We start from the raw sequence: 24,027 nt of genomic DNA on the forward strand, positions 1-24,027 counted from the left end.
GCGTCGCTTTGCCTACGATCACCCCCATGACCCGAGTGCTCCTCGCTGAGGACGACCCCGCCATCTCCGAGCCGCTCGCCCGCGCGCTGCGCCGGGAGGGCTACGACGTCGACGTGCGCGCCGACGGACGGGCAGCGCTCGAGGCCTCCGCGGACAACCCCGACCTCGTCGTCCTCGACCTGGGCCTCCCGTACGTCGACGGCCTCGAGGTCTGCCGCCGGATCCGCGCCGAGGGCCGCACCGTCCCGGTGCTCATCCTCACGGCCCGGGCCGACGAGGTGGACACGGTGGTCGGCCTCGACGCCGGCGCCGACGACTACGTGACCAAGCCGTTCCGGCTGGCCGAGCTGCTGGCGCGCGTGCGGGCGCTCATGCGCCGCAACCCGGCGGACGCCCCGAGCGCGAACGAGCTGGTGCGCATCGACCCCGAGGGCCGGCGCGCCTGGTTCAAGGACGAGGAGCTGCAGCTCACCGCCAAGGAGTTCGACCTGCTGCGGGTGCTCGTCCGCGAGCAGGGCAAGGTCGTCTCGCGCGAGCAGCTCATGCGGGAGATCTGGGAGACCGCGTGGTTCGGGTCGACCAAGACCCTCGACATGCACATCTCCGTGCTGCGCCGCAAGCTCGGCGACGACGCCGCGCAGCCGCGCTACATCGCCACCGTGCGCGGTGTCGGGTTCAGGTTCGAGCGCGACGACGTCTGACCCCGCCCCATGCGCCACCAGCTGATCCGCTCGACCGTCCTCGCCGTCGGGCTCGCGATCGTCATCACGATGGCCCCGGTCGGTTTCGCGATCTGGAACGCCACTGTCGGGGAGGGCCGGGGCGTCGTCGGCCGCTGGCTGGCCGAGGGCACCCCGTCGCAGACCTCGATGCGACTGGCGGGGGTCGTCCTCGCCCTGGCGGTCCTCGCGCTCGCCGCCGGGGTCCTCGTCGCCATCCGCCAGGCGCACCACCTCTCCCAGCCGATGCGCGCCCTGGCGGACCGGGCCGAGCGGCTCGGGGCGGGTGAGTCGCGGATCCAGCCGCTGCACTCGGGCATCGCCGAGCTCGACCAGGTGTCGCAGGTGCTCTCCCGCAGCGCCCAGCGGCTCACCAAGTCGCTGGCCTCCGAGCGCGACTTCGCGGCCGACGCCTCGCACCAGCTGCGGACCCCGCTGACCGCGCTGCTCATGCGGCTCGAGGAGATCTCGGTGACCGACGACCTCGAGGTCGTGCAGGAGGAGGCGAACATCGCCATCGCCCAGGTGGAGCGGCTGACCCGGGTGGTCGACGACCTCATGGCTCGGACCCGACGTGGCGGTGACGAGCCGAAGGCCACCGTGTCGCTCGACTCGGTCATCGCGGCGCTGCAGCGCGAGTGGCAGCCGGCCTTCGAGCAGGCCCGGCGCAGCGTGCACGTCCACGGCGAGCGCGGGCTCGTCGTCCAGGCCAAGCCGGTCGACCTGTCCCAGGTGCTGTCGACCCTGCTGGAGAACGCGCTCGCCCACGGTCGGGGCACCGTGGACGTCCATGCCCGGCGGAGCGGCCCGTCGGTGGTGGTCGAGGTCAGCGACCAGGGCGAGGGCGTGCCCTCGACGATCGCGCCGCACATCTTCGAGCGGTCGGTCACCACGACGGGCACCGGCCTGGGGCTGGCACTCGCCCGCGACCTCGCGGAGTCCAACGGTGGCCGGCTCGAGCTGATCCAGGCCCAGCCCGCGATCTTCGCGCTCTTCCTCAGCGAGTCCGACGCCGCCTGACGGCACCCCTGCTCAGCCGCGGCGTCCAGACCGGCGGCTGCCCGGGCACACGTGCGCCCCGGCAGACGTGCCTCCCGGCATCCGTCCCTCCCGGCGGGTCGTCCCTGCAAAACGGCAGTTGCGGGCATGAGACGGCACTCCAGAACTGCCGTTTCACGTCAGCAACTGCCGTTTTGCCGGGAAGGGGTGCCCGGCGTGACCGCCAGCCCGGCCTGAGGGGCGGCCCGAGAGGCGCGGGGCCCGTCCACTCAGCGGTGGTCGGCGAGGGGGGAGGTGTCGACGAGCGGCTCGCGGCGGAAGACGAACTGCCGGTAGGCCCAGAACCGGAACAGCGTCCCCAGGGCGATGCCGATGACGTTCGCGACGTTGTCCGCGGCCAGCGACTTCAGGCCGAACCCGTAGTGGGACAGGGCGATGCAGCCGGCGCCGATGAGCAGGGCGACGCCGTTGGTGAGGAAGAACAGGCCGGCCTCGTGGTGCGCCGGCCGGTTGCGGCGGTGGCGGAAGGTCCAGGTCCGGTTGCCGATCCACGCCACCGCGGTGGCGACCGAGGCCGAGACGACCTTGGCGCCGGTCGGCTTGTCCTCCATGACGGTGTGCCGCAGCACGTTCATGAGGCCCACGTCGACGACGAACGAGACGGCACCCACGACGCCGAACTTGATCATCTCGCGGTAGAGCACCCCGATGGCACCGCGTGCGCGGTCGAGGACAGGGGTGTGGGCCACCGCAGCAGGGTACCGGTGCGACCTGTGCCCGGCCGCCGGTCGGCGCAGGAGCCGCCGGTGGGCCCGGGTGCCGCCGGTCGGCGCAGGACCGGTCCACGTGGGAGGCGCGAGACCACCCGGTCCGGCCGCCTCGATATCCTCGCCGCGTGACCTCCCCCCAGCGCGCCCCCGGCGGCTTCCCCGTGGTCGGCGTCATCGGTGGCGGCCAGCTCGCGCGCATGTGTGCGGGACCGGCCGCCGAGCTCGCCGTCTCCCTGTCGGTCCTCGCCGAGGCGCCGGATGCGGCCGCCGCGCAGGTGATCCCGTCCGCCCCGGTGGGGTCGCACACCGACGTCGACGCGGTGCTCGCCTTCGCCGAGGGGTGCGACGTGGTCACCTTCGACCACGAGCACGTGCCGCCGGAGGTCCTCGAGGCGCTGGAGGAGCGCGGCGTCCCCCTGCACCCCAGCCCCGCCGCCCTCGTCTTCGCCCAGGACAAGCTGGCGATGCGTCACCGGCTGACCGAGATCGACGTCGCCTGCCCGGCGTGGGCGCAGGCCCGGACCGTCTCCGACGTCGAGACGTTCGCCGAGCAGGTCGGCTGGCCGATCGTCGCCAAGACACCCCGGGGCGGGTACGACGGCAAGGGCGTGCGCGTCGTCGGCTCCACCGGGGAGCTGGCCGACTGGCTGGCGCAGGCCGAGACCGACGCCGCGCAGGGCAGCGGACCGATGCGCGACGGCCTGCTGCTGGAGGAGAAGGTCGACTTCGTGCGCGAGCTCGCCGTCCTGGTCGCCCGCAGCCCGTCCGACCAGGCCGCTGCGTGGCCGGTCGTCGAGACGGTCCAGACCGACGGGATCTGCACCGAGGTGCTCGCCCCGGCGCCCGACCTCGACCCGCACCTGGCGGCGGTGGCGACGGAGGCGGCGCTGCGCATCGCGGAGGACCTCGGCGTCACCGGGGTCTTCGCCGTGGAGATGTTCGAGGTGCGCGACCCCGAGACCGGCACACCCGAGTACGTCGTCAACGAGCTGGCCATGCGCCCGCACAACTCCGGCCACTGGTCGATGGACGGCGCGGTGACCGGGCAGTTCGAGCAGCACCTGCGGGCCGTGCTCGACCTCCCGCTCGGCTCGCCGGCGCCTCGGGCGTCGTGGACCGTGATGGCCAACGTGCTCGGCGGCGAGTACCCCGAGCTCTACCCGGCATACCGGCACGTCATGGCCCGCGACCCCGGGCTCAAGGTGCACCTCTACGGCAAGTCCGTCCGGCCCGGTCGCAAGATCGGTCACGTCAACGTCAGCGGCACCGACCTCGCCGACCTGCGCGAGCGCGCCCAGCACGCCGCCGACTACCTCACGGGAGTGGTCACCGAATGAGCGACGCCACCGCCACCCGGCCGCTCGTCGGCCTCGTCATGGGCAGCGACAGCGACTGGCCGGTCATGGAGCAGGCGGCGCTGGCGCTCGAGGAGTTCGGCGTGCCCTACGAGGCCGACGTCGTCTCCGCGCACCGCATGCCCGACGAGATGATCGCCTACGGGCAGCAGGCCGCCGGGCGTGGACTGCGCCTCGTCATCGCCGGGGCCGGGGGAGCCGCCCACCTGCCCGGGATGCTCGCCGCCATCACGCCGCTGCCGGTCATCGGCGTGCCGGTGCCGCTCAAGCACCTCGACGGCATGGACTCGCTGCTGTCGATCGTCCAGATGCCCGCGGGCGTGCCCGTCGCCACCGTCTCGATCGGCGGGGCCCGCAACGCCGGTCTGCTCGCCGTGCGGGTGCTGGCCGCCGGCGAGGGTGCGTATGCCGAGGGGCTGCGCGAGCGGATGACCGCCTTCCAGGCGTCGCTGCGCGACGCCGCCCACGCCAAGGGGACCGCCCTGCGGCAGCGCACCGCCCGCTGAGGGGTGCTGCCACCCCAGCCCACCGGGCCTCATGGGGCCGCCGTCAGCGGGCCATCCCGGCCGAGCGCACGGTCCGCCACTCGATGCGGGGGCAGGTGTCCATGACCACCGACAGCCCGGCGTGTCGGGCACGACGTGCGGCAGCCTCGTCCACCACGTCGAGCTGCATCCACACGGCGTCGATCTGCAACCGCTCCCGGTGCGCGATGGCCTCGTCGACGACCGCACCCACGTGGTCGGAGTTCACGAAGCAGTCGACCACCTTGAGGTCCGTGCCGTCGGGGATGTCGCCGAGCGAGGCGTAGGCGGGCGAGTCGTGGACCTCCTGCGCCGCGGGGTGCACGGCGACCAAGCCCTTGCCGAGCTCCATCTTGAGCCAGCGAGCCACGTCGTACGCCGGGCGGTCGCGGTTCGGCGAGAGCCCCACGACGGCCCAGGTGCCGGGGTCGATGAGGAGCTCACGGATGAGGTCGGGGTCGTTCTGGTGCTTCAGGCTCACCATTCCAGCATCACACGGTTCGCCCCCGTCGCAAGCAGCCCCCCGCCTACCATCGTGGCGTGACGATGATCCACGACTCGGCAGACGTCGCCGACAGCGCCCGCATCGGTGAGAACACCCTGGTCTGGCACCTCGCCCAGGTGCGTGAGGAGGCGGAGGTGGGCGCCGACTGCATCGTCGGTCGCGGCGCCTACGTAGGTCCAGGGGTGCGGATCGGAGACCGCTGCAAGCTCCAGAACCACGCCCTCGTGTACGAGCCCGCGGTCCTCGAGGACGGTGTCTTCGTCGGACCAGCCGTGGTGTTCACCAACGACTACTTCCCCCGGGCCGTCAACCCCGACGGGTCGCTGAAGACGGGGGACGACTGGGATGCCGTGGGCGTGGTGTGTCGTGAGGGTGCCTCGATCGGCGCGCGATCGGTGTGCGTCGCCCCGGTGACCATCGGCCGCTGGGCCCTGGTGGCAGCGGGATCGGTGGTCACCCATGACGTCCCCGACTTCGCTCTCGTGGCCGGGGTCCCCGCACGTCGGATCCGCTGGGTGGGACGGGCCGGCGTGCCCCTGGAGGGAGGCGACCAGGGGCGCTGGACCTGTCCGACAACCGGGGAGTCCTATGTCGAGGATGACGGTGTCCTCCGCCTCCATGGCGCCCCATAGGGCCGCAGCGACGGGTCGGTCAGCGCGGGGCCCCGTGCAGTCCTAGGGTGAGGGGCGCACCCAAGAACTCTCCCCGAGGAGCACCATGAAGTTCGGACTGTTCATCCCGCAGGGCTGGAAGATGGACCTCGTCGGGATCGAGCCGAGCCAGCACTGGGGCGTGATGGCCGGGCTGGCGCGCCGGGCCGACGCCAACGAGGACTGGGCGTCCATCTGGGTCTACGACCACTTCCACACCGTGCCGGTCCCCAGCGAGGAGGCCACCCACGAGGCGTGGACGCTGATGGCCGCCTTCGCCGGCGTGACCGGCCGGGTGCGGCTCGGGCAGATGTGCACGTGCATGAGCTACCGGAACCCGGCCTACCTGGCGAAGGTCGCGGCGACCGTCGACGTCGTGTCCGAGGGCCGGCTCGAGATGGGCATCGGCGCCGGCTGGTACGAGCACGAGTGGAAGGCCTACGGCTACGGGTTCCCGGGTGCGGGTGAGCGGCTCGCCCGGCTCGACGAGGGCGTGCAGATCTTCCGCCAGATGTGGACCGAGGGGACGTCCACCTTCGCCGGCAAGCACTGGACGACCGACGGCGCGCTGTGCCGCCCGCTGCCCCTGCAGGGCACGGCCCAGCCGGGCTCGAAGGCCAACAACATCCCGATGTGGGTCGCGGGCGGCGGCGAGAAGGTGACGCTGCGGATCGCCGCGCAGTATGCCGACTACACCAACTTCGGCTCCGGGGTGCCGGAGGACTTCCAGCACAAGTCCGAGGTGCTGCGCCGGCGGTGCGACGAGGTCGGCCGGGACTTCTCCGAGATCACCCGCACCACCAACCTCGACATCGTCATCGGTGCCGACGAGCGGGAGATAGAGGACCGGCTGGCCTGGCTCGACGACCACATGAAGGGCGCCGGTGTCCCGGACGCCCAGCGCGAGCGCCGGCTGGGCGAGCTGCGCCGGTCTCCCGGCGTCGGGACCGCCGAGCAGCTCGTCGAGCGGCTGCGCGAGCTCGAGGGCCTCGGCTTGCGGTACCTCATCAGCTACTTTTACGAGGCTGCGTACGACACCACCGGGATCGCGATGTTCGAGCGCGACGTCATGCCCGAGCTGCTCGACCACGAGGAGCACGGACACCTGTGGCACCTGCGGCAGGAGCTCTGAGCCGCAGGCCCACCGGCCCGGTCCGCCGGGGCCGCCCGGGCCGGTGGGCGTGGCGGGAACCACAGCGGGGAGCGGTGCCGACTCGGCATACCAGCGGGTAACCTGAGCGACTGTGAGTGGGAACCCGAACTTCGACCTCTTCCGGATCTCCGAGGACCACGAGGCGCTGCGCGAGGCCGTGCGCGCCGTGGCCGAGGACAAGATCGCGCCCTACGCCGCCGCAGTCGACGAGGAGGCGCGCTACCCGCAGGAGGCGCACGACGCCTTGGTCGCGAGCGACTTCTTCGCCCCGCACATCGCCGAGGAGTACGGCGGCGTCGGCGCCGACGCGCTCGCGACCTGCATCGTCATCGAGGAGGTCGCCCGGGTCGACGCGTCCGCGTCGCTGATCCCGGCCGTCAACAAGCTCGGCACCATGCCGCTCATCCTCGCGGCGAGCGAGGACGTCAAGCAGCGGTACCTCCCGCCCGTGGCCGAGGGCCGCTCGACGTTCTCCTACGGACTGTCAGAGCGCGAGGCCGGCTCCGACACGGCGGCGATGCGGACGCGCGCGCGCCAGGACGGTGACGGGTGGGTCCTGAGCGGGCAGAAGTCGTGGATCACCAACGCCGGCGTCTCCGACTACTACACCGTGCTCGCGGTCACCGACCCCGAGGGCCGGCGCGGGGCCAACGTCACGGCCTTCGTCGTGGAGAAGTCCGACGAGGGGTTCACCTTCGGGGAGAAGGAGCGCAAGCTCGGCATCAAGGGCAGCCCCACCCGCGAGCTGCACCTCGACAACGTCCGCCTCCCGGGCGACCGGGTCGTGGGCGAGGTCGGCGCCGGCCTCAAGATCGCGCTCGAGACCCTCGACCACACCCGCGTCACCATCGGCGCGCAGGCCGTCGGCATCGCCCAGGGTGCCCTCGACCACGCCGTCGCGTACGTCAAGGAGCGCAAGCAGTTCGGCAAGCACCTCGCCGAGTTCCAGGGCCTGCAGTTCATGCTCGCGGACATGGCCATGAAGGTCGAGGCAGCCCGCCAGATGGTGTATGCCGCGGCTGCCAGGTCCGAGCGCAGCGACCAGGACCTCACCTTCTTCGGCGCCGCCGCCAAGTGCTACGCCTCGGACGTCGCCATGGAGGTCACGACGGACGCGGTCCAGCTGCTCGGGGGCGCGGGGTACGTCCGCGACTTCCCCCTCGAGCGGATGATGCGCGACGCCAAGATCACCCAGATCTACGAGGGGACCAACCAGATCCAGCGCGTCGTGATGGCCCGCCAGCTGCTGGCCCGGGGGCGCTCGGCCTACTGACCCGCTGGCCGCCCGCCCGCTGGCCGCCCGCCCCGTGGCCTGCCACCCTGGTGGCAGGCCACGAGGTGACCAGCGCACCGGAGGTGTCAGCGCCGTCCGTCGCTGGGGCCGCCGACGTGTTCGTGCGCCAGGACGGCGTGCTCCTGGGCCGAGTGCTCGAAGGCCTCCTCCTGGTCCGCCGGTACGGGCTGGGCCACCTGGTCCGAGAAGTACAGCCGGGTGGCCCTGCGGCGCAGCCTGCCCGTCCACCCGGGCTGGCCGTCGAGCAGGTCGTGGCCGTCGACGGGGGAGCCGGCCGCCGCTCGGGCGCGGTAGCCCACGGTGACGGACGGCCCGACGGCGCGGCCGTCGCTGTGACCGTCGAGGACCACCTGCGGCTGCTCGTGCGAGATCGCGGCCCAGCGCTCGTACGCCGAGAGTGGCTCGTGCTGCTCGAAGAAGCCACCGCCCGCCGTCCGGACGAGCCTGCCGGTCTCGGCCCCGTGGACGACCTCGCCCCGGTCGCGACGCTGCAGGCCCAGGCAGATGCGGTAGGCGACCCAGGCGACGGCCGGTGGGGCGAGGAACACGGCGACCCGCAGGGTCCAGGTGATGGCCTCGATGGACAGGTGGAGCTTGATCGCGATGATGTCGTTGCCGCCGGCGAGGAACAGGCAGAGGTAGAACGTCAGGGCGCCCGCGCCGATCGCGGTGCGGGTGGCGGCGTTCCTCGGCCGGTCCAGGAGGTGGTGCTCCTGCGGACCGGCGTGCGTCGCCCACCGCTCCAGGAACGGGTAGGCCACGGCGACGACGTAGAGCGTCGGGATGAGCAGCACCCCCGGTAGGAGCACGTTGAGGCTCAGCGTGTGGCCGAACGCCTGGAACTCCCAGGAGGGCATGAGCCGCAGCGCCCCCTCGGCGAAGCCCATGTACCAGTCGGGCTGCGACCCCGCGGACGCGGCCGTCGGGTCGTAGGGGCCGAACATCCAGATCGGGTTGATGGTGACGAGCCCGCCCATGAGGGCGCAGACGCCGAAGACGATGAAGAAGAAGCCGCCGGCCTTCGCGGCATACACCGGCATCAGCGGGTAGCCGACCACGTTGCGGTTGGTACGTCCCGGGCCGGGCAGCTGCGTGTGCTTCTGTACGAAGACGATGAGCACGTGCGCCAGGGCCAGCCCGACCAGGATCGCGGGGATGAGCAGGATGTGCGCGGCGTACAGGCGCGGGATGAAGTCCTCGCCGGGGAAGGGGCCGTTGAAGACGGCGAAGGCCAGCCAGGAGCCGATCACGGGGATCGACAGCATCAGCCCGTCGGCGATGCGCAGGCCCGTCCCCGACAACAGGTCGTCCGGGAGCGAGTAGCCGGCGAAGCCCTCGACGAGCGCGAGCAGCCACAAGGTCAGGCCGATCACCCAGTTCAGCTCACGCGGCTTGCGGAACGCGCCGGTGAAGAACACCCGCATCATGTGGACGGTGATGGACACGACGAACATGAGGGCGGCCCAGTGGTGGGTCTGCCGGATGAGCAGCCCGCCGCGGACGTCGAAGGACATGTCGACGGTGGAGCGGTACGCCTCGCTGACGGTGAGCCCGTCCAGCGGCACGTAGGACCCGTGGTAGACGACCCGTGCGTCACTGGGCACGAACCAGACCGTCAGGAACGTCCCCGTCACCAGGAGCACGACCAGCGAGTACAGCGCCATCTCGCCGAGCATGAACGACCAGTGGTCGGGGAAGACCTTGCGCATCAGGTGGCCCACCGGCTTCGCAGCCCCCGTGCGGTCGTCCAGCCAGCCGGCGACGCCGCCGACCGCGCTCATGACGGCGTCCCCGAACGGGCGCCGGCCGCGAGCAGGTCCGCGGCACGCGCCGCCACGCTCATGATGGTGAGCGCCGGGTTGGCGCTGCCCTGCGTCGGCAGCACGCTGCCGTCGGTGATGTAGAGGTTCGGCACGGCGAAGGTCCGGCAGGCCGCGTCCACCACGCCGTGCTCCTCGTCGGCGGCCATCCGCGCACCACCGACCAGGTGCGCGTACCGGTCGATCGTGATGACCTCGTCGGCCCCGGCGGCGCGCAGGATCGACTCCATCACCTCGCGCGCCGCCTTCATGAGCAGGCGGTCGTTGTCGCCCTGCGAGTAGGAGAAGTGCGCCACCGGCAACCCGTGCCGGTCCTTCTCCTCGGCGAGGGTGACCCGGTTGTCCGGGCGGGGGAGGAACTCGCACAGTGCGCCCAGGCAGGCCCAGTGCGGGTAGTCGCTGAGGTACCGCCGCAGGTCGTCGCCGAAGTGCCCCTGCGCCGCGACGTGCTCGGCCCAGGTGATGGGCAGCGGCGAGACCGTCTGGATGGAGAACCCGCGCCGGTAGGGCTTGGCCGGGTCGGTCTCGTAGAACTCCTCCGTGCTGACCTCCGGAGGCGGCCCCTTCCACATCCGGATCTCGTCCTCGAAGCGGCCCGCGGTCTGCGGCGCGCCCTGCACCATGAGGTAGCGCCCGACCTGGTCGAAGTCGTTGCACAGGCCGTCGGGGAAGCGGGAGGACGCGGAGTTGAGCAGCAGTCGCGGGGTCTCGATGGAGTACCCGGCCACCGCGACGACCCGCGCCCGCTGGAAGCGCTGCCGTCCCCGCCGGACGTAGTGCACGCCGGTGGCGCGGCCGGTGCGCTCGTCGACCGCGACCGCGGTGACCATGGAGTCCGCGCGGACCTCGGCGCCGTGCGCGAGCGCGTCGGGGACATGGGTGATGAGGGGCGAGGCCTTGGCGTTCACCTTGCACCCCTGGAGGCAGAAGCCGCGGTAGATGCAGTGGGCGCGGTGCCCGAAGCGGCCGTTGGCGATCGCCACCGGCCCGACCCGAATGGGTATGCCGAGCGCCTCGGCACCGCGCTGGAAGACCTCACCGTTGCCACTCACCGGGTGCGCCGAGTGGGGGTACCCGTGCGGGTCGCCCCAGGGCCAGTCCTGCCCGGCGACCGGCAGCTCGGCCTCGATGTCCGCGTAGTACGGGCGCAGGTCCTGGTACGAGATCGGCCAGTCGGCCCCGACGCCGTCCCGGGTCAGGGTCTGGAAGTCGCTAGGGTGGAACCGGGGCGTGTAGCCGGCGTAGTGCACCATCGAGCCGCCGACGCCGCGTCCGGAGTTGTTGGAGCCCAGGGGGACCGGGTCGTCCCCGGAGATCACCCTCGGCTCGTTCCAGTACAGGTGGTGCGAGCCGGCCTCGTCGCTGACCCAGTCGCGCTCGGGGTCCCAGAACGGCCCGGCGTCCATCGCCACCACGCGCCACCCCCTGCGGGCCAGCCGCTGCGTCAGCGTGGCGCCGCCTGCGCCGCAGCCGACCACGAGGAGGTCGACCTCGTCCTCGTCGTCGAAGGTCCGCATGTCGGCCCGCAGCCGGTGGTTGACGTCCCGGCCGTCCGCCGGCACGAGCCAGGCGGACTCGTTGCGGTCGCGGACAGCGCGCGTCGACAGTCCCTTCATCGCCCGCTCCCACGGTCGACGGGGTCGAGGCCGGGACGGGCGTCGGCGACCTCCCACGGCTCGAGGGCGCCCACGCCGAGGTGCTTGTACCCGCGCGGGTAGGCCGGGCCGCCGAACCCGATCTCGTCCCATGCCCACGGGTGGGAGTAGAACGCGGTCACGGAGTAGCGGGTCCACAGGCTCCACACCGACCCGGCCGGCAGCCCGCGCCAGGTGCCGGTGGCGTGCTGCACCGCCCGCAGGGTCGCCTCCTGGTCGTCCCAGCCGAGCTCCGCGAAGCCGGTGTCGAAGGCGTCGTCGGCGTCGAGGTCGAGGCCGTGCAGGCTCTGCCGCCAAGCCTTGCCGTCCTCCGGCATGTCGGCGTAGTGCCAGCCGTCGCCCTGGCCCTCGGCCAGCCGCTCGTCGATCATGGCGACCACCGGGACCCGCGGGTCGCGTCGTTGCCCCAGCAGCTGGTCGGTGAGCGCACAGGCCACTCCCTCCTCGCGGGGGGTGAAGAACCGCAGGGTGGGTGGGATCCCCACCCGAGGCGCCACGACGCCCGTGGTGGCCGCGTCCCAGTGCGGTGCCTGCGCGAGCGTGTCGAAGCCCGGGTAGCGTCCACCGCCGTGCTCGGCGGCGAGTGGCAGGCGCAGGCCCCGGTCGCGCGGCCCTCGGGCGCCCTCGTCGCGCCCGCCCATCAGTCCTCTCTCCGCAGCACTGCGGCGAGGAGTCCCATGCCCCCCACGAGGGTGACCAGCAGGGGGGCCATGAGTGGCGGGCCCATCTCGACGTTGTAGCGCCAGTTGCGCCACCCACCCGGCTTCTGGGCGACGCCGCGGGCGTGCAGGTAGGTCCCCTGCAGGCCGTTCGCCACGATGGCGGCGGACGCGATGGGCAGCGCGGTCTTGGCCGCGCGCCGGCTGAGGACCCCGGCGATGCCGGCAGCCGCCCCGACCGGGCCGAGGGCCACGGGGGACCACATCCAGGGGTTCCCGAAGCTCGCCTTGTCGTGCTCGAAGTAGATCTCCGCGGCCGTGACGACGGCACCGGCGGCCGTCAGGGCGGACAGGGCGCGCTCGAAACGCCCGTGCTGCACCTCGTGCAGCCACCGGTCGATTCCGTGGACGGTCCCGGCAGTGGGGCGGTGGGACGGTGCTCGCATGGCGACTCCTCGTGGCAGGATGCGATCTGCAACGATTGCGTTGTTGCAACTGCTTTTCACCATGACACGGGCGCGATCGTTGAGCAACCGCAATGGTTGAGCGCTCGCAACCACTGGCATACTCGGGCCATGACCCCGCCCCGCGCACGCGTCGACGACCCGGACCAGCAGGCGGACGCGGTCATGCGGGCCGCGCGGGTCCTCATGGCGGTGGTAGCGGAGTCGGTCGCCGAGGTCGAGGACCTCGTGTCCGTGACGCAGCTGCGCGTGCTGGTGGTGGCTGCGGCGCGCGGGCGGATGAACCTGGGGGAGGTGGCGTCGGCGCTGGGGGTGCACCCCTCGAACGCGACCCGGACCGTGGAACGACTGGTGGTGGCAGGGCTGCTCGAGCGGACCGACAACCCCGACGACCGGCGGTACCTCGCCCTGGAGCTGACCCCGGAGGGCAGGGCCGTCGTGGAGCGCGTCATGGCGTACCGGAGGGCGTCCATCCTGGCCGTGATGGCCAACATGTCGGACGCTCGTCGGCGGTCGCTGGCCGGCGCCCTCGAGGCGTTCGCCGAAGCGGCGGGGGAGCCGCCCCGGGGCGAGGAGGGCTACCTGCTGGGGTTGCCCACCTGAGTGCCGGACGGGACGGCGGGACGTGGTCACCGCGGTCCCGTTCAGCGGGCCCGGCCCAGTCGGGCCCGGTTCGGACCGGCCCGGGCAGGCCGGCCGGTCCGACGGGTCCGGCCACGGAGGGCTCGGTCAGAGCGGCCGGTGCGGGGGCAGCTCGAGGCCGACGTCCCGCATGGCCGGGCCGCTGACGACGTAGACGTTGCCGGCGGCCACCTCGAAGGCGGCGGCGTCCAGCCAGGCCGCGGGTGGCGCCTCCAGCCCTGCTGCCCGGACCTGGTCGACGAGCACCCGGCGGACGTGGTCCACCTCACCGCCCCCGGCCTCGAGATAGGTGTCGTAGACGGCCTGCTGGAGGCGGGCGTTGCGCTGGCGCCGGGTGACGGGGTCCCCGTCCAACCCGTCGTCGGCCGGCAGGCTGACCCCGAGGGGGTGGGGTGGAGCAGGCAGGTCGAGCACGTCGTCCGTCGGGGCAACCGGCCGAGAGCGGCCCGGTCGAGCCCGCCGGGGAGCGGCGTCCGAGGTGGTGCCCAGCAGGGCCGTGACTGCCGCGTCCGCCAGGGCGACCCGTCCCCACCCGGGCGCCCACGCCGCCAGCACCAGCATGCCGCCGGCGTGCACCAGGTCCACCGAGCGGCCGAGCCGCCGCACCTGCGCCCCGTCGTCGCGGGCGAGGACCACGGCCTGCACGACCTGCCCCAGCCCCAGGAGGCGGGTCGCCAGCTCCGCCCGTCCGTCCGCGCGGGACCCCGGCACGACCCGGGTGGCAGCCCGCGGGGCCAGGAGCAGCACCGCGCCATAGGCCAGCCTGGCGGCGTCGGCCGCCCTCACCGGGGCCACCGGCCGGGCCCGTTGCACCCTGCGGCGCCTGAGCGCGCGCCTGAGAGATCGGTACTCGGGATGGATGGCGAGGCCCTTCGCCCTGTGCTGCCGAAGGTGCGGTCCATGGGGCCCGTTCTACCACGCAACCATTGCGAGAGGGCAACCGAATCCGGCGGTACCGACGACTTCCACCCCTCGCCCGCGTCGGCGTGTGGGCGCTCGAGGCCGCGGTGCGCCGGCTCAGCCGGCGGAGGGCTTGCCGTCGGTGCCGGCCGGTGGCGCCTCGAGCGGCTTGTCCTCGCGCAGGTCGGCGAAGAGGGCCTTGGCGCGGGCCGTGTTCCACTTCACCGAGGAGCCGGCGTTGGTCTGGTAGTTCAGGCTCTGGATCGGCACGACGAGGCTCAGGCCCTTGTCCTGCGACACGGCCCGCATCGCCAGCAGGACCCGGCTCGCGTCCCGCATGGAGGTGTCGTCGCCGACGATGAGGCCCTGGGCGGCGGCGTGGGTGAAGTTCCAGTAGCGGGTCGGCACGAGCACGGTGGAGGGCGTGGCCGCCTTCTTCATGATCGCGCCCAGGAACTGCCGCTGGCGCTCGGCGCGGCCGATGTCGCCGCGCGGGTCGGAGTAGCGCGCGCGGACGTACCCGAGGGCGTTGCGTCCGTCGAGGAGCTGGCAGCCCTTCTGCAGGTTGATGCCGGCCTTCTTGTCGTTCATGTGGAACGGCACGCAGATGTTGACCCCGCCCACGCTGTCGACGACGCCGGCGAACCCGGCGAAGCCGATCTCGACGTAGCCGTCGATGTGCAGGTCGGTGACGTTCTCCACCGTCTGGACGAGCAGCTTCGGGCCGCCGAAGGAGAAGGCGGCGTTGATCTTGTTGCTGCCGTGGCCGGGGATCGGCACGTAGGAGTCGCGCGGGATCGAGATGAGCACCGGCTTGCCGCCGCTCTGCGAGGTGTGGACCAGGATGATCGAGTCCGTGCGGCGGCCGACCGCGTTGCCGGTCGCGTACTCCTTCTTCTGGGCGCTGGACAGGCCCTCGCGGCTGTCGGACCCGACGAGTAGGTAGTTGAAGCCCTTCCCAGCGGCCGGCCGCGTGCCTGCGGGGGTGGTGTCCTCCCTGGTGACGGAGTTCCACGCGTGGATCGGGGTGTACACCATGAAGGCCAGCCACGCCGCCACGAGCAGCAGGACCAGGCGCACGACCGGCACCCGGCGCCGGCGCCGCGGCCCGTCGTCCTCCCAGTCCTGCTCGACGGGCGGCGCGGGACGCCGGCCGCCAGACCCGGGCCGGGCCGCGGCCGCCTCGGGCCCCACGGCGCCACGGCCGGGGCGGGGAGAGCCGCCCGCCGGGCGGGCTCCCGACCGCCGCCGTCCACGGACGTCGACGGTGTAGACCTCGCCGGTGTCGTCGGGGTCGCCGCCCGAGGCGCCACGCTGGGGGATGGCGCGCGCGTCGTCGGGGCCGGCTGTGCGTGAGGACATGCCGACCAGTGTCGGGGGAGTGGCTGGGAGTGGCAAAACGCGTCGTCCGATGTGAGCAGGGGCACCCGGGACGAACCGGTCAGCAGTCCCACGACGCGCCGACACTCGGAACATCACTCAGGTCACACAAATCACACTGGTCACGCGGATACTGGTCCACCATGAGCAGGACCCTCGTGGCGCCCCCGGACGCAGACCCCGACGTCCGACTCGCGGGCCGCCGCGACCGCAGCCTCGCGGACGCCGACGTGCTCGGGCCCCGCATGCACCGCCGCCGCGCGTTCACCCTCGTGCTCCTCACCCTGCTGGTGCCGGGGAGCGCCCAGCTCGTCGCCGGCAACCGCCGCCTGGGTCGGTTGGCCCTGCGGCTGTGGCTCGTCGCGGTCGTCCTCGTCCTCGCCCTCGGCCTGCTCCTGCTCGCCAGCCGGTCCACGGCCATCGGCCTGCTCGGCCACAGCTGGGTGCTCACGACCCTGCAGGCCCTGCTCACGGCATACGCCATCGGGTGGGCGGTGCTCTTCGTCGACGCCTGGCGCCTGGGCCGTCCCAGCTCGATGGTGATCCGCGCCCGCCGCTGGCTCACGCTCGTGACGGCGGCGCTGCTCGTCGTCACCTCCGGTGGCCTCGTGTATGCCGCCAACACCGTGGGTGCCGGCCGCGACGCGATGAACTCGCTGTTCACCGGCAAGGACGCGGTGCCACCGTCCAAGGGGCGCTACAACATCCTGCTGCTCGGGGCGGACAGCGGCGGGGACCGGATCGGCACCCGGCCCGACAGCATCCAGCTGGTCAGCGTCGACGGCAGGACCGGGCGGGCGGTGACCTTCGGCTTCGCGCGTGACACCGAGAACATCGACTTCCGCCCCGGGTCGACGATGGCCCGGTTGATGCCGGGCGGCTGGAACTGCGGGGACCAGTGCCTCCTCAACGGCCTGTACACCTGGGGCCACGAGCACCGGGCTGAGTTCCCCGCCGGGACCAGGGACCCGGGACTGGTCGCGACCCGCGAGGCGGTCGAGGCGCTCAGCGGGCTCGACGTGCAGTACTACGTCATGGTCGACCTCAAGGGCTTCAGCAGGATGGTCGACGCCGTCGGCGGCCTCGACGTGACCGTGAAGTACCGGACGCCGATCGGTGGCGGGACCTCGCCGATCGTGGGCTGGATCGAGCCGGGCCGCCAGCACCTCGACGGCTGGCACGCGCTCTGGTATGCCCGCTCGCGGCAGGGCTCCACCAACTACGAGCGGATGGCCCGCCAGCGCTGCGTCATGACCGCCATGGTGGACCAGCTCGACCCGCAGACGGTCCTCACCCGGTTCCAGAAGATCGCGGCGGCGAGCTCGACCCTCATCCAGACAGACCTGCCGGCGTCCGAGCTCGGCCGCTTCGCCGACCTGGCCCTGCAGACCCGGGCCCAGAAGATACGCAGCGTGAACTTCGTGCCCCCGCTCATCAAGCCCTGGGACTACGACCCCGCGGTGGTCACGAGGACGGTGCAGTCGGCGATCGCCGCCTCCGAGAGCGCCTCGAGCGCCAGTGCCCGGGCCAAGCCGGCCGCGGTGGCCAAGCCGCACCGCACGTCCGCGGGCACCAGCTCCCAGGCGTCCGCGCCCGGTGGCACCCACGGCACCGCGGTCCTCGACCCGGCGAAGGCTGCGGGCAACGCGGCGGAGAGCGACCTCTCCTCCGTATGCTCGGCAGCCTCATGAGCAGCACGCCCCCCGATCCCACCGCTCCCGGCTCCGCCCCGCTCCAGCCCCCGGGCCCCGACGGGCCCGTCGGCGTCGTCATGCCGATCCTCAACGAGGCGCGCCACCTGAGGGAGGCGGTCGACGCCGTCCTCGCGCAGGACTACCCCGGCCCGATCCGGCTCGTCCTCGCGCTGGGCCCCAGCCACGACGACACCGACCGCATCGCGGAGCAGATCGTCGCGGCGGACCCCAGGGTGCGCACGGTCGCCAACCCCTCCGGCCGCACGCCGGAGGCGCTCAACGCCGCCATCGCCGCGCTCGACGACGTGGACGTGGTGGTCCGCGTCGACGGGCACGGGGTCCTTGACGGCGACTACGTGCGGACGGCGGTGGAGCTGCTCGCCTCCACGGGGGCGGCCAACGTGGGCGGCCTCATGGATGCCGAAGGTGTCACCTCCTTCGAGCGGGCCGTGGCGGCCGCCATGACCTCCCGTCTCGGCGTGGGGGCGTCCCGCTTCCACACCGGCGGTGAGGCCGGTCCGGCGGACACGGTCTACCTCGGGGTCTTCCGGCGCGAGTGGCTGCGCCGGATGGGCGGCTACGACCCTCGGTTCACCCGGGCCCAGGACTGGGAGCTCAACCACCGCATCCGCGAGGCCGGCGGCCTCGTCTGGTTCTCACCCAGGCTGCGCGTCGCCTACCGGCCGCGTCCCACGCTCGGTGCCCTGGCCCGCCAGTACCGCGACTACGGGCGCTGGCGCCGGGTGGTCGCCCGGACGCACACCGGCACGATCAACGCTCGCTACCTCGCCCCGCCCGCCGCCCTGGTCGGCGTCGTCGTGGGGCTCGCCGGCGGCTTCGTCTGGTGGCCCCTGTGGCTGGTGCCGGCGGCATACCTCGTCCTCACCACGGTCGGGGGGCTCACCGTGCGCGACCCCCGCCTGCACCCGCGCGACCGGGCCTGGCTGCCGCTGGTGCTGCCGACCATGCACCTGGCCTGGGGATGGGGCTTCCTCACGAGCCGCGTGCGGATCGACGCAGAACCGGCCGCCTGAGGGCGGTCAACTAGGATCGGCCGGTGCCGTCGGCAGGTTGCCGGCAGCGTTACCCCCCGGAAGGCCCCTTGCTGCATGCCCCTGCTGAGCGTCATCGTCCCGATCTACAACGTCCGGGACTACCTTCGGGCGTGCCTGGAGTCGCTGGCAGACCAGACCTTCACCGATCTCGAGGTGGTCCTGGTCGATGACGGCTCCACGGACGGGTCGGGCCAGCTGGCCGACGCGATGGCGGCAGGGCGGCAGGGGTGGCGCGTCCTGCACGTGGAGAACGGCGGCCTGGGCAGGGCACGGAACATCGGTTTCGACGCGTCGACGGGTGACTACGTCGCGTTCGTCGACTCCGACGACCTGGTCCCGCGCGACGCCTACGAGCTCATGGTGCACGCCGTGCTCGAGAGCGGCTCGGACCTGGTCTCCGGCGGTGTCCTGCGCTTCGACGGCGCCAGCACCTTCCCCTCGCCGCTGCACAGCCGGGCGATCAGCCGCACCCTGATGCGCACCCACATCACCGCAACGCCCGAGCTCGTGTACGACACCACCGCCTGGAACAAGGTGTACCGCCGGGATTTCCTGCTCGAGCACGGCCTGCGGGCGCCCGAGGGGGTCCTCTACGAGGACATCCCTGTGACCCTGCCCGCGCACTTCCTCGCCTCGTCCGTCGACGTGCTGGCCGACCCCGTCTATCTCTGGCGCGAGCGGCAGACTGCCGAGCAGTCGATCACCCAGCGACGGACCGAGATGCGCAACCTCGTGGACCGGATGAATGCGGTGACCTCGGTCGATGACTTCCTGCAGTCCCGCAACGAGGTGGCCGGCAAGGCGGCCCACGACCAGAAGGTGCTCACGGTCGACATCCCGCTGTTCCTCGACGTGCTGCACGACGGCGACGAGGAGTTCCAGCGCGCGTTCTTGGACCTCGTCGGCGGCTACCTCGACCGCGTCAGCCCGGCCGTGCTCGCCAAGCTGCCGCCGGTACGCCGGCTCCAGTACCACCTGGTCGGACGGCGGCTCCTGCCCGAGCTGCTCGAGGTCCAGGAGTTCCAGCGGGTCCCTGCGAACAAGGGTCGATTCGTGCGCCAGGGCGTGCGCCTGTTCGCCGACCTGCCCTACCGCACCGACGCGGCACTGGCGATCCCGTCGTGGATCTACGAGGTGACTCGGTCCCAGCCCCTGCGCACCGGGTTGCGGTCAGTGACCTGGAGCGGTTCCGACCTCGTCCTCGACGGACACGCCTTCATCCACCGCGTCTCCTATGCCTCTGCCCTGTCGGCGGTGCGTCGCTTCCGGCTCCGCGAGGTCGGTGGGGGCGGGTCACCGCATCGCCTGCGGGCCCGGCGCGTGCGCCGGCCCGATCTCACGGCCCTGACGGTCGGGGCCGCGGTGTCGTACGACGCGGCCGGCTTCCTCGTGACCATCCCGGCTGCCGCGATGGACCTGGCGCCCGGCCGCACCAGTGCCCGGTACGAGGTCGTCGCCCAGGTCGCGGCGCGGGCGGCCCGCCGCGGCTCGACCGTGGGGAACCCCGGCCAGCGGGCAGCACGCCACCCGCGCCGAGCCTTCTTGCCGTCGGGCGCGCTCGCGGTCCCGTCCTACGACAACCGGGTGCTGCAGGTCGACGTCCGCCGGGTGCCGGCGGTCGTGACGGGCGTGCGCGGCGTCCACCAGGAAGGCCATGAGGCCGTGGAGATCTCCCTCGCGGCGGTCGACCAGTCGCTCGACGGGCGAGCCCTGTACCTGCGCCGCACCGACTCGCTGCACGGGCTCGTCGTGCCCATCGAGGTCCCCGCCGGCTCTCGCGTCGGGGCGACCTCCGGGCAGGCGGCCGGGCCCCAGGCGGCCGGGCCCCAGGCGGCCGGGCCCCAGGCGGCCGGGCCCCAGGCGGCCGGGCCCCAGGTGGCCGGCTCGCACGCCTCGGGCACCGCCACCGTCGACGTCCGTGACCTCGAGGTGAAGAGCACCTCGCTCGGGGACCGTGAGTGGCTCCTCGGGCTCACCGACGCGGGTGCGGCGGCGGACGCCGAGCCCCAGTTCCTGCTCGACCTGCACCCGGACACCGAGGACACGTTCCTGGCCGTCGAGGGTCGCAGCCTGGCGCTGCGGCAGGACGGCGTGGACCGTGCCCGGCTGCTCGAGTCGAGGCCTGCGCTCGTCCTCGAGCGGTTCGCGTGGACCCGGGACGCGCTGCGGCTCGAGGGTGGCGTCGTCGGTCTCACGACCGGCGCCCTGAACCTCGTCCACGTGTCTGGGGTCCGACACACCGTGGCCGTCGTCACGGACGGCGCCCACTGGCACGCCGACGTGCCGCTGCGCGGAGCGCCCGGCAGCCCCGCGGTGCGCTGGCTCGTGCCCGGCCTGTGGCGCGTCTCCACCGAGCTCGACGACGAGGGCCAGCGGGACCGCCGGGTCGTCGTGGGCGGCCGTGCCGAGGTGGCTCTCGGAGCCGCGGGCGAGGTCGAGGGTGTCACCGCCCAGCTGGTCTCCGGGTCACGGCACGAGCTCGGCATCCTCGTCGACGCCGAGGGGGCGATGCGTGACCGAGGCGCGCTCCGCCGGGGCCGCGCCCGCCGCTACGACTACCGCGTGCACCGGCGGCTCCCGCTCGAGGACATCGTGTTCTTCGAGGCCTGGAAGGGCAAGCAGTACTCGGACAACCCGCGGGCCATCTACGAGGAGCTGCTCCGCCGGGGCGACCCGCGCCGGCTGGTGTGGGCGGTGTCGGACCACAGCGTGGAGGTGCCCGAGGGCACCGACGTCGTGCTCGTGGGGACCCGCGACTACTACCGGGCGCTGGGCCGGGCCCGGTGGGTCGTCAGCAACGACTCGATGCCGCCGCACTACGTCAAGCGTCAGGGCAGCCACTACGGGCAGACGTGGCACGGGACGCCGCTGAAGCGGATCGGCTTCGACATCGAGAACCTCCAGATGTCGAACCAGAACTACCTGGTGCAGTTCGCCCGCGAGGTCGAGAAGTGGGACGCGCTCGTGTCGCCCAACGCGTACTCCACCGACATCTTCCGGCGCGCCTTCCGGTTCGACGGCGACGTGCTGGAGATCGGCTACCCGCGCAACGACGTCTTCCACCGCCCCGAGGAGCGCGAGGCCAGGGCCGCCGCGGCGAGGCTCCGTCTGGGCATCCCCGAGGACAAGCGCGTCATCCTCTACGCGCCGACCTGGCGGGACAACGTCTACGACGCGCACGGTCGCTACCAGTTCACGATGAAGCTCGACCTCGAGCAGCTGCACCGCGCGTTCGGCGACGACAGCGTCCTGCTGATCCGGGGTCACCACCTGGTCCAGTCCTCGGTGGACGCCTCGATGTTCGGCGACTTCGCGCTCAACGTGTCCGCCTACCCCGACATCAACGACCTGTACCTGCTGGCGGACGTTCTCGTCACCGACTACTCGTCCGTGATGTTCGACTTCGCCAACACCGGACGACCGATGATCTTCTTCGCCTACGACCTGGAGAGCTACCGCGACGACCTGCGCGGCTTCTACAGCGACTTCGAGCAGGAGGCCCCCGGCCCGGTCGTCACCACGACCGTCGAGGTCGTGGCGGCCCTGCGCGACCTCGACGCCCTGCGAGCGCAGTCAGCCCGGCGGTACGCCGCGTTCCGCGCGAAGTACACCTCGCTCGAGGACGGTCACGCGGCGGCTCGCTTCGTGGACCGGTTCCTCTCCGACTCCGGCCATGGCTGAGCCGGCCGCGACACGCGTCATCGGCCGGCGCCACGCAGCCGGCGTCGGTCTGGCCTCGTTGGCCTCGGCCGTGGTGTCGTACGTGGTGCTCGTCCTGGCAGCGCACCGCCTGTCGCCGGCCGACAACTCGTTGTTCCTTGCCTATTGGGCTCTGTTGTTCGGGGCGTTCGGGGTGGTCACCGGGTTCTCCAGCGAAGCGACTCGCGCGGTCCACCGCAGCTCGCCCACCGGAGCGAGGGTCGTGCCGGGCGCTGTCGGGCTCGCAGCCCTCATCGGGCTGGTGATCGCCGCGTCAGGGATCTGGTGGGCACCCCACGTCCTGGACGCAAGGCATGCGTGGCTGGCATGGGTCGTGGCCGCCGCAGCGGTTGCGTACGCCGGTCAGTTGTCCCTGCAAGGAGTGCTCACCGGGCGTCGTCGGTGGTCCGGCGTCATCGCCATCACCGGGTTGGACGCTGTGACCCGACTCGTGGTCGTGCTCGCCGTGGTGCTCGTGGCTCCGTCCCTGCCGACGCTGGCTGTGGCCAGCGCTCTCTCCGCGTTCGCCTGGCTGCTCCTCCTCGTCTTCCGACGCGTGCGGAGGGGGGTGTCGACCCGTGGGGACGTCGACCTCCGCGGGTTGGTGTCCAACCTCGGTCACGCGGCGACGGCCAGCTCCGCCAGTGCCTTGTTGGTCGTCGGCTTCCCGGTCCTGATCCGGCTCCTGTCGACGCAGCAGGAGTACCTCACCTCGGCCAGCCTCCTCCTGGCCATCTCGCTCACGAGGGCACCCCTCATGGTCCCGCTCAACGCGTACCAAGGTGTGGCCCTGACGCACGTGATGGCGCACCGGGACCGGGGCATAACAGCCATTTACCCGATCGTCGCCGTCGTGCTGGGCGCGACCGCAGCGGCGTCCGCGCTGGCCGACCTGCTCGGCCCGACGGTCCTCCAGCTGGTCCTGGGTGCGGCCTATGCGGTCGACGGATGGGTGCTCGCGTGGCTCACGGCGAGTGCAGGGCTACTGGCCCTGCTGACGGTCACCGGTGCCTGTGTCATCGGGCTGGGTCGGCACCGTGTCTACGCGGCGGGATGGGCGAGCGCGACCGTGGTGGCGATCGCGGTGTTGGCGGCGCCGTGGTCACTGGACGTCCGGGTTCCGGCCAGTCTGACCCTGGGGCCGCTCGTGGGCCTCTTCATCCACGTGGCCGGGTTGCGCGCGGACCGCACCCGGGGCGTGGTGACACTCTCGACCCCCACGGCAGGAGAGGCAGATGCCTGACCCGGACGTCTCCGAGACGAGGACGGCACCCGCTCGCACGGCCGGGGCCCGGCCTGACGTCAGGGTGAGTGTGTGCATGGCCACCTACCGCGGAGCGCAGTTCGTCGCCGAGCAGATCGAGTCCATTCTCGATCAGCTCGGCCCCCACGACGAGCTCGTAGTCGTCGACGACGCGAGCCCCGATTCCACCCCGGATGTGGTCGCTGGCTTCGCTGACCCACGAATCCGGCTCTTCCGCGAGGTGCACAATCGCGGGTACGTGCGCACCTTCGAGAGCGCGTTGGAACGAGCAAGGGGCAAGTACCTCTTCCTGTCGGACCAGGATGACGTCTGGCTGCCGGGGCGGCTGGACGCGATGGTGGCTGCCCTCCAGCACGCCGCGTTCGTGTCCACCAGCGTGGCGGTCCTCGGGGACCCGGATCCCCAACCTCGCTTCCGGCTGAGGGCTCACGACTCCACCCGGTACGCCGCCAACATCGCGGCCGTGATGGTGGGCGTTCGGCCCTACCACGGCTGCGCGATGGCCTTCCGTCGTGACGTCTTCCTTGCCGCGGTGCCGTTCCCACCTTGGCTCAGGGAGTCACACGACCTGTGGCTGGCCCTGGTCGCCAACTGCCTGCACGAGAACCTGCACCTGGAGCAGGCCACCGTGGCCCGGCGACTGCACGGAGACAACCAGACCCCGCTCGGGTGGCGACGGCTGGACGTGATCCTTCGGGCCCGGGCGATGATGGCTCGGAGCCTCCTCGAGACGTGTCGACGGGCCCGGCGCATCGACCGCTCACGCACCCGACAGGACTCGAACCGGCCGAGCCGCTGAACCCGCCCACGGGCCGGAGGCTCGGCA

The 24,027-nt window shown here is 72.5% G+C and carries 21 protein-coding genes; 13 read left to right on the plus strand and 8 right to left on the minus strand.

The features are described 5' to 3' along the window. The first annotated feature begins 26 nt into the window (after positions 1–26). Both ACYVDO_RS00895 and ACYVDO_RS00900 read left to right on the plus strand, forming a co-directional pair. Entirely contained in the window at positions 27–701 is a 675-nt protein-coding gene (locus tag ACYVDO_RS00895) for a response regulator transcription factor (protein ID WP_460932087.1), read from the plus strand. 9 nt (positions 702–710) lie between these two features. Continuing rightward, complete coding sequence (locus ACYVDO_RS00900; protein WP_460932089.1) at positions 711–1,739, plus strand: sensor histidine kinase; 1,029 nt, start codon at positions 711–713, stop codon at positions 1,737–1,739. 248 nt (positions 1,740–1,987) lie between these two features. Here ACYVDO_RS00900 and ACYVDO_RS00905 read toward each other — a convergent pair whose 3' ends face one another. Further along, positions 1,988–2,467, minus strand: a complete 480-nt coding sequence (locus ACYVDO_RS00905) for a GtrA family protein (protein WP_460932091.1) — start codon at positions 2,465–2,467, stop codon at positions 1,988–1,990. Between the two features lie 146 nt (positions 2,468–2,613). On the opposite strand from ACYVDO_RS00905, the gene ACYVDO_RS00910 reads away from it, so the two are divergent. Both ACYVDO_RS00910 and purE read left to right on the plus strand, forming a co-directional pair. Beyond that, positions 2,614–3,825, plus strand: a complete 1,212-nt coding sequence (locus ACYVDO_RS00910) for a 5-(carboxyamino)imidazole ribonucleotide synthase (RefSeq protein ID WP_460932093.1) — start codon at positions 2,614–2,616, stop codon at positions 3,823–3,825. Next, positions 3,822–4,349: a 5-(carboxyamino)imidazole ribonucleotide mutase gene (gene purE / locus ACYVDO_RS00915; RefSeq protein WP_460932095.1), complete on the plus strand. Its 528-nt coding sequence runs from the start codon at positions 3,822–3,824 to the stop codon at positions 4,347–4,349. Before ACYVDO_RS00910 ends, purE begins: the two co-directional genes overlap by 4 nt. A 43-nt stretch (positions 4,350–4,392) precedes the next feature. On the opposite strand, the gene ACYVDO_RS00920 is transcribed toward purE, so the two are convergent. Further along, positions 4,393–4,851 carry a CoA-binding protein gene (locus ACYVDO_RS00920; RefSeq protein ID WP_460932097.1) on the minus strand — a complete coding sequence of 153 codons (459 nt, stop codon included), beginning with the start codon at positions 4,849–4,851 and terminating at the stop codon, positions 4,393–4,395. Positions 4,852–4,913: 62 nt separating this feature from the next. Here ACYVDO_RS00920 and ACYVDO_RS00925 point away from each other — a divergent pair, with 62 nt between their 5' ends. From ACYVDO_RS00925 to ACYVDO_RS00935, 3 genes are all read left to right on the plus strand, one after another. Beyond that, positions 4,914–5,504: an acyltransferase gene (locus tag ACYVDO_RS00925; protein ID WP_460932663.1), complete on the plus strand. Its 591-nt coding sequence runs from the start codon at positions 4,914–4,916 to the stop codon at positions 5,502–5,504. A gap of 85 nt (positions 5,505–5,589) precedes the next feature. Then, positions 5,590–6,654 (plus strand): LLM class F420-dependent oxidoreductase, encoded by a 1,065-nt coding sequence (locus ACYVDO_RS00930; protein WP_460932099.1) that lies wholly within the window; start codon positions 5,590–5,592, stop codon positions 6,652–6,654. Between the two features lie 112 nt (positions 6,655–6,766). Further along, positions 6,767–7,948, plus strand: coding sequence for an acyl-CoA dehydrogenase family protein (locus tag ACYVDO_RS00935; protein ID WP_460932101.1), 1,182 nt, complete (start codon positions 6,767–6,769; stop codon positions 7,946–7,948). A gap of 86 nt (positions 7,949–8,034) precedes the next feature. Here ACYVDO_RS00935 and qcrB read toward each other — a convergent pair whose 3' ends face one another. The 4 genes from qcrB to ACYVDO_RS00955 are packed head-to-tail and all read right to left on the minus strand — an operon-like array spanning position 8,035 to position 12,549. Beyond that, positions 8,035–9,750 carry a cytochrome bc1 complex cytochrome b subunit gene (qcrB, locus tag ACYVDO_RS00940; protein WP_460932103.1) on the minus strand — a complete coding sequence of 572 codons (1,716 nt, stop codon included), beginning with the start codon at positions 9,748–9,750 and terminating at the stop codon, positions 8,035–8,037. Then, the gene (locus ACYVDO_RS00945; RefSeq protein ID WP_460932105.1) at positions 9,747–11,405 is read right to left on the minus strand and encodes a GMC family oxidoreductase; all 1,659 of its coding nucleotides are present in this window, start codon (positions 11,403–11,405) and stop codon (positions 9,747–9,749) included. Before ACYVDO_RS00945 ends, qcrB begins: the two co-directional genes overlap by 4 nt. Then, entirely contained in the window at positions 11,402–12,085 is a 684-nt protein-coding gene (locus ACYVDO_RS00950; protein ID WP_460932107.1) for a gluconate 2-dehydrogenase subunit 3 family protein, read from the minus strand. Before ACYVDO_RS00950 ends, ACYVDO_RS00945 begins: the two co-directional genes overlap by 4 nt. Further along, on the minus strand, positions 12,085–12,549 hold the full coding sequence (locus tag ACYVDO_RS00955) for a hypothetical protein (RefSeq protein ID WP_460932109.1): 465 nt from the start codon (positions 12,547–12,549) through the stop codon (positions 12,085–12,087). The genes ACYVDO_RS00950 and ACYVDO_RS00955 overlap by 1 nt, the downstream gene beginning before the upstream one ends. Before the next feature lie 129 nt (positions 12,550–12,678). On the opposite strand from ACYVDO_RS00955, the gene ACYVDO_RS00960 reads away from it, so the two are divergent. Then, a complete protein-coding gene (locus tag ACYVDO_RS00960) occupies positions 12,679–13,170 on the plus strand; it encodes a MarR family winged helix-turn-helix transcriptional regulator (RefSeq protein WP_460932111.1) in 492 nt (163 codons plus the stop codon). A 126-nt stretch (positions 13,171–13,296) separates the two neighbouring features. On the opposite strand, the gene ACYVDO_RS00965 is transcribed toward ACYVDO_RS00960, so the two are convergent. Both ACYVDO_RS00965 and ACYVDO_RS00970 read right to left on the minus strand, forming a co-directional pair. Next, complete coding sequence (locus tag ACYVDO_RS00965) at positions 13,297–14,004, minus strand: hypothetical protein (protein WP_460932113.1); 708 nt, start codon at positions 14,002–14,004, stop codon at positions 13,297–13,299. 222 nt (positions 14,005–14,226) lie between these two features. Beyond that, positions 14,227–15,471 carry an LCP family protein gene (locus ACYVDO_RS00970; RefSeq protein ID WP_460932115.1) on the minus strand — a complete coding sequence of 415 codons (1,245 nt, stop codon included), beginning with the start codon at positions 15,469–15,471 and terminating at the stop codon, positions 14,227–14,229. 161 nt (positions 15,472–15,632) lie between these two features. Between ACYVDO_RS00970 and ACYVDO_RS00975 the strand changes: the two genes are divergently transcribed. From ACYVDO_RS00975 to ACYVDO_RS00995, 5 genes are all read left to right on the plus strand, one after another. Next, positions 15,633–17,180, plus strand: a complete 1,548-nt coding sequence (locus ACYVDO_RS00975) for an LCP family protein (RefSeq protein ID WP_460932117.1) — start codon at positions 15,633–15,635, stop codon at positions 17,178–17,180. After that, on the plus strand, positions 17,177–18,217 hold the full coding sequence (locus tag ACYVDO_RS00980) for a glycosyltransferase family 2 protein (RefSeq protein WP_460932119.1): 1,041 nt from the start codon (positions 17,177–17,179) through the stop codon (positions 18,215–18,217). The genes ACYVDO_RS00975 and ACYVDO_RS00980 overlap by 4 nt, the downstream gene beginning before the upstream one ends. Positions 18,218–18,292: 75 nt before the next feature. Beyond that, positions 18,293–21,919, plus strand: a complete 3,627-nt coding sequence (locus ACYVDO_RS00985; protein ID WP_460932121.1) for a bifunctional glycosyltransferase/CDP-glycerol:glycerophosphate glycerophosphotransferase — start codon at positions 18,293–18,295, stop codon at positions 21,917–21,919. Next, the gene (locus tag ACYVDO_RS00990; protein WP_460932123.1) at positions 21,912–23,180 is read left to right on the plus strand and encodes a hypothetical protein; all 1,269 of its coding nucleotides are present in this window, start codon (positions 21,912–21,914) and stop codon (positions 23,178–23,180) included. Before ACYVDO_RS00985 ends, ACYVDO_RS00990 begins: the two co-directional genes overlap by 8 nt. Before the next feature lie 76 nt (positions 23,181–23,256). Then, complete coding sequence (locus ACYVDO_RS00995; protein WP_460932125.1) at positions 23,257–24,000, plus strand: glycosyltransferase; 744 nt, start codon at positions 23,257–23,259, stop codon at positions 23,998–24,000. Positions 24,001–24,027 lie beyond the last annotated feature (27 nt).

This window comes from Phycicoccus ginsengisoli (genome assembly GCF_054779295.1).

Bases quoted from the DNA above. Each gene is read 5' to 3' on its own strand.
- ACYVDO_RS00930 (WP_460932099.1), top strand. From the start codon at position 5,590: ATGAAGTTCGGACTGTTCATCCCGCAGGGCTGGAAGATGGACCTCGTC.
- ACYVDO_RS00925 (WP_460932663.1), top strand. From the start codon at position 4,914: ATGATCCACGACTCGGCAGACGTCGCCGACAGCGCCCGCATCGGTGAG.
- ACYVDO_RS00975 (WP_460932117.1), top strand. From the start codon at position 15,633: ATGAGCAGGACCCTCGTGGCGCCCCCGGACGCAGACCCCGACGTCCGA.
- ACYVDO_RS00995 (WP_460932125.1), top strand. From the start codon at position 23,257: ATGGCCACCTACCGCGGAGCGCAGTTCGTCGCCGAGCAGATCGAGTCC.
- qcrB (WP_460932103.1), bottom strand. From the start codon at position 9,750: ATGAGCGCGGTCGGCGGCGTCGCCGGCTGGCTGGACGACCGCACGGGG.
- ACYVDO_RS00950 (WP_460932107.1), bottom strand. From the start codon at position 12,085: ATGGGCGGGCGCGACGAGGGCGCCCGAGGGCCGCGCGACCGGGGCCTG.
- purE (WP_460932095.1), top strand. From the start codon at position 3,822: ATGAGCGACGCCACCGCCACCCGGCCGCTCGTCGGCCTCGTCATGGGC.
- ACYVDO_RS00920 (WP_460932097.1), bottom strand. From the start codon at position 4,851: ATGGTGAGCCTGAAGCACCAGAACGACCCCGACCTCATCCGTGAGCTC.
- ACYVDO_RS00990 (WP_460932123.1), top strand. From the start codon at position 21,912: ATGGCTGAGCCGGCCGCGACACGCGTCATCGGCCGGCGCCACGCAGCC.
- ACYVDO_RS00955 (WP_460932109.1), bottom strand. From the start codon at position 12,549: ATGCGAGCACCGTCCCACCGCCCCACTGCCGGGACCGTCCACGGAATC.
- ACYVDO_RS00945 (WP_460932105.1), bottom strand. From the start codon at position 11,405: ATGAAGGGACTGTCGACGCGCGCTGTCCGCGACCGCAACGAGTCCGCC.
- ACYVDO_RS00960 (WP_460932111.1), top strand. From the start codon at position 12,679: ATGACCCCGCCCCGCGCACGCGTCGACGACCCGGACCAGCAGGCGGAC.
- ACYVDO_RS00985 (WP_460932121.1), top strand. From the start codon at position 18,293: ATGCCCCTGCTGAGCGTCATCGTCCCGATCTACAACGTCCGGGACTAC.
- ACYVDO_RS00900 (WP_460932089.1), top strand. From the start codon at position 711: ATGCGCCACCAGCTGATCCGCTCGACCGTCCTCGCCGTCGGGCTCGCG.
- ACYVDO_RS00980 (WP_460932119.1), top strand. From the start codon at position 17,177: ATGAGCAGCACGCCCCCCGATCCCACCGCTCCCGGCTCCGCCCCGCTC.
- ACYVDO_RS00895 (WP_460932087.1), top strand. From the start codon at position 27: ATGACCCGAGTGCTCCTCGCTGAGGACGACCCCGCCATCTCCGAGCCG.
- ACYVDO_RS00970 (WP_460932115.1), bottom strand. From the start codon at position 15,471: ATGTCCTCACGCACAGCCGGCCCCGACGACGCGCGCGCCATCCCCCAG.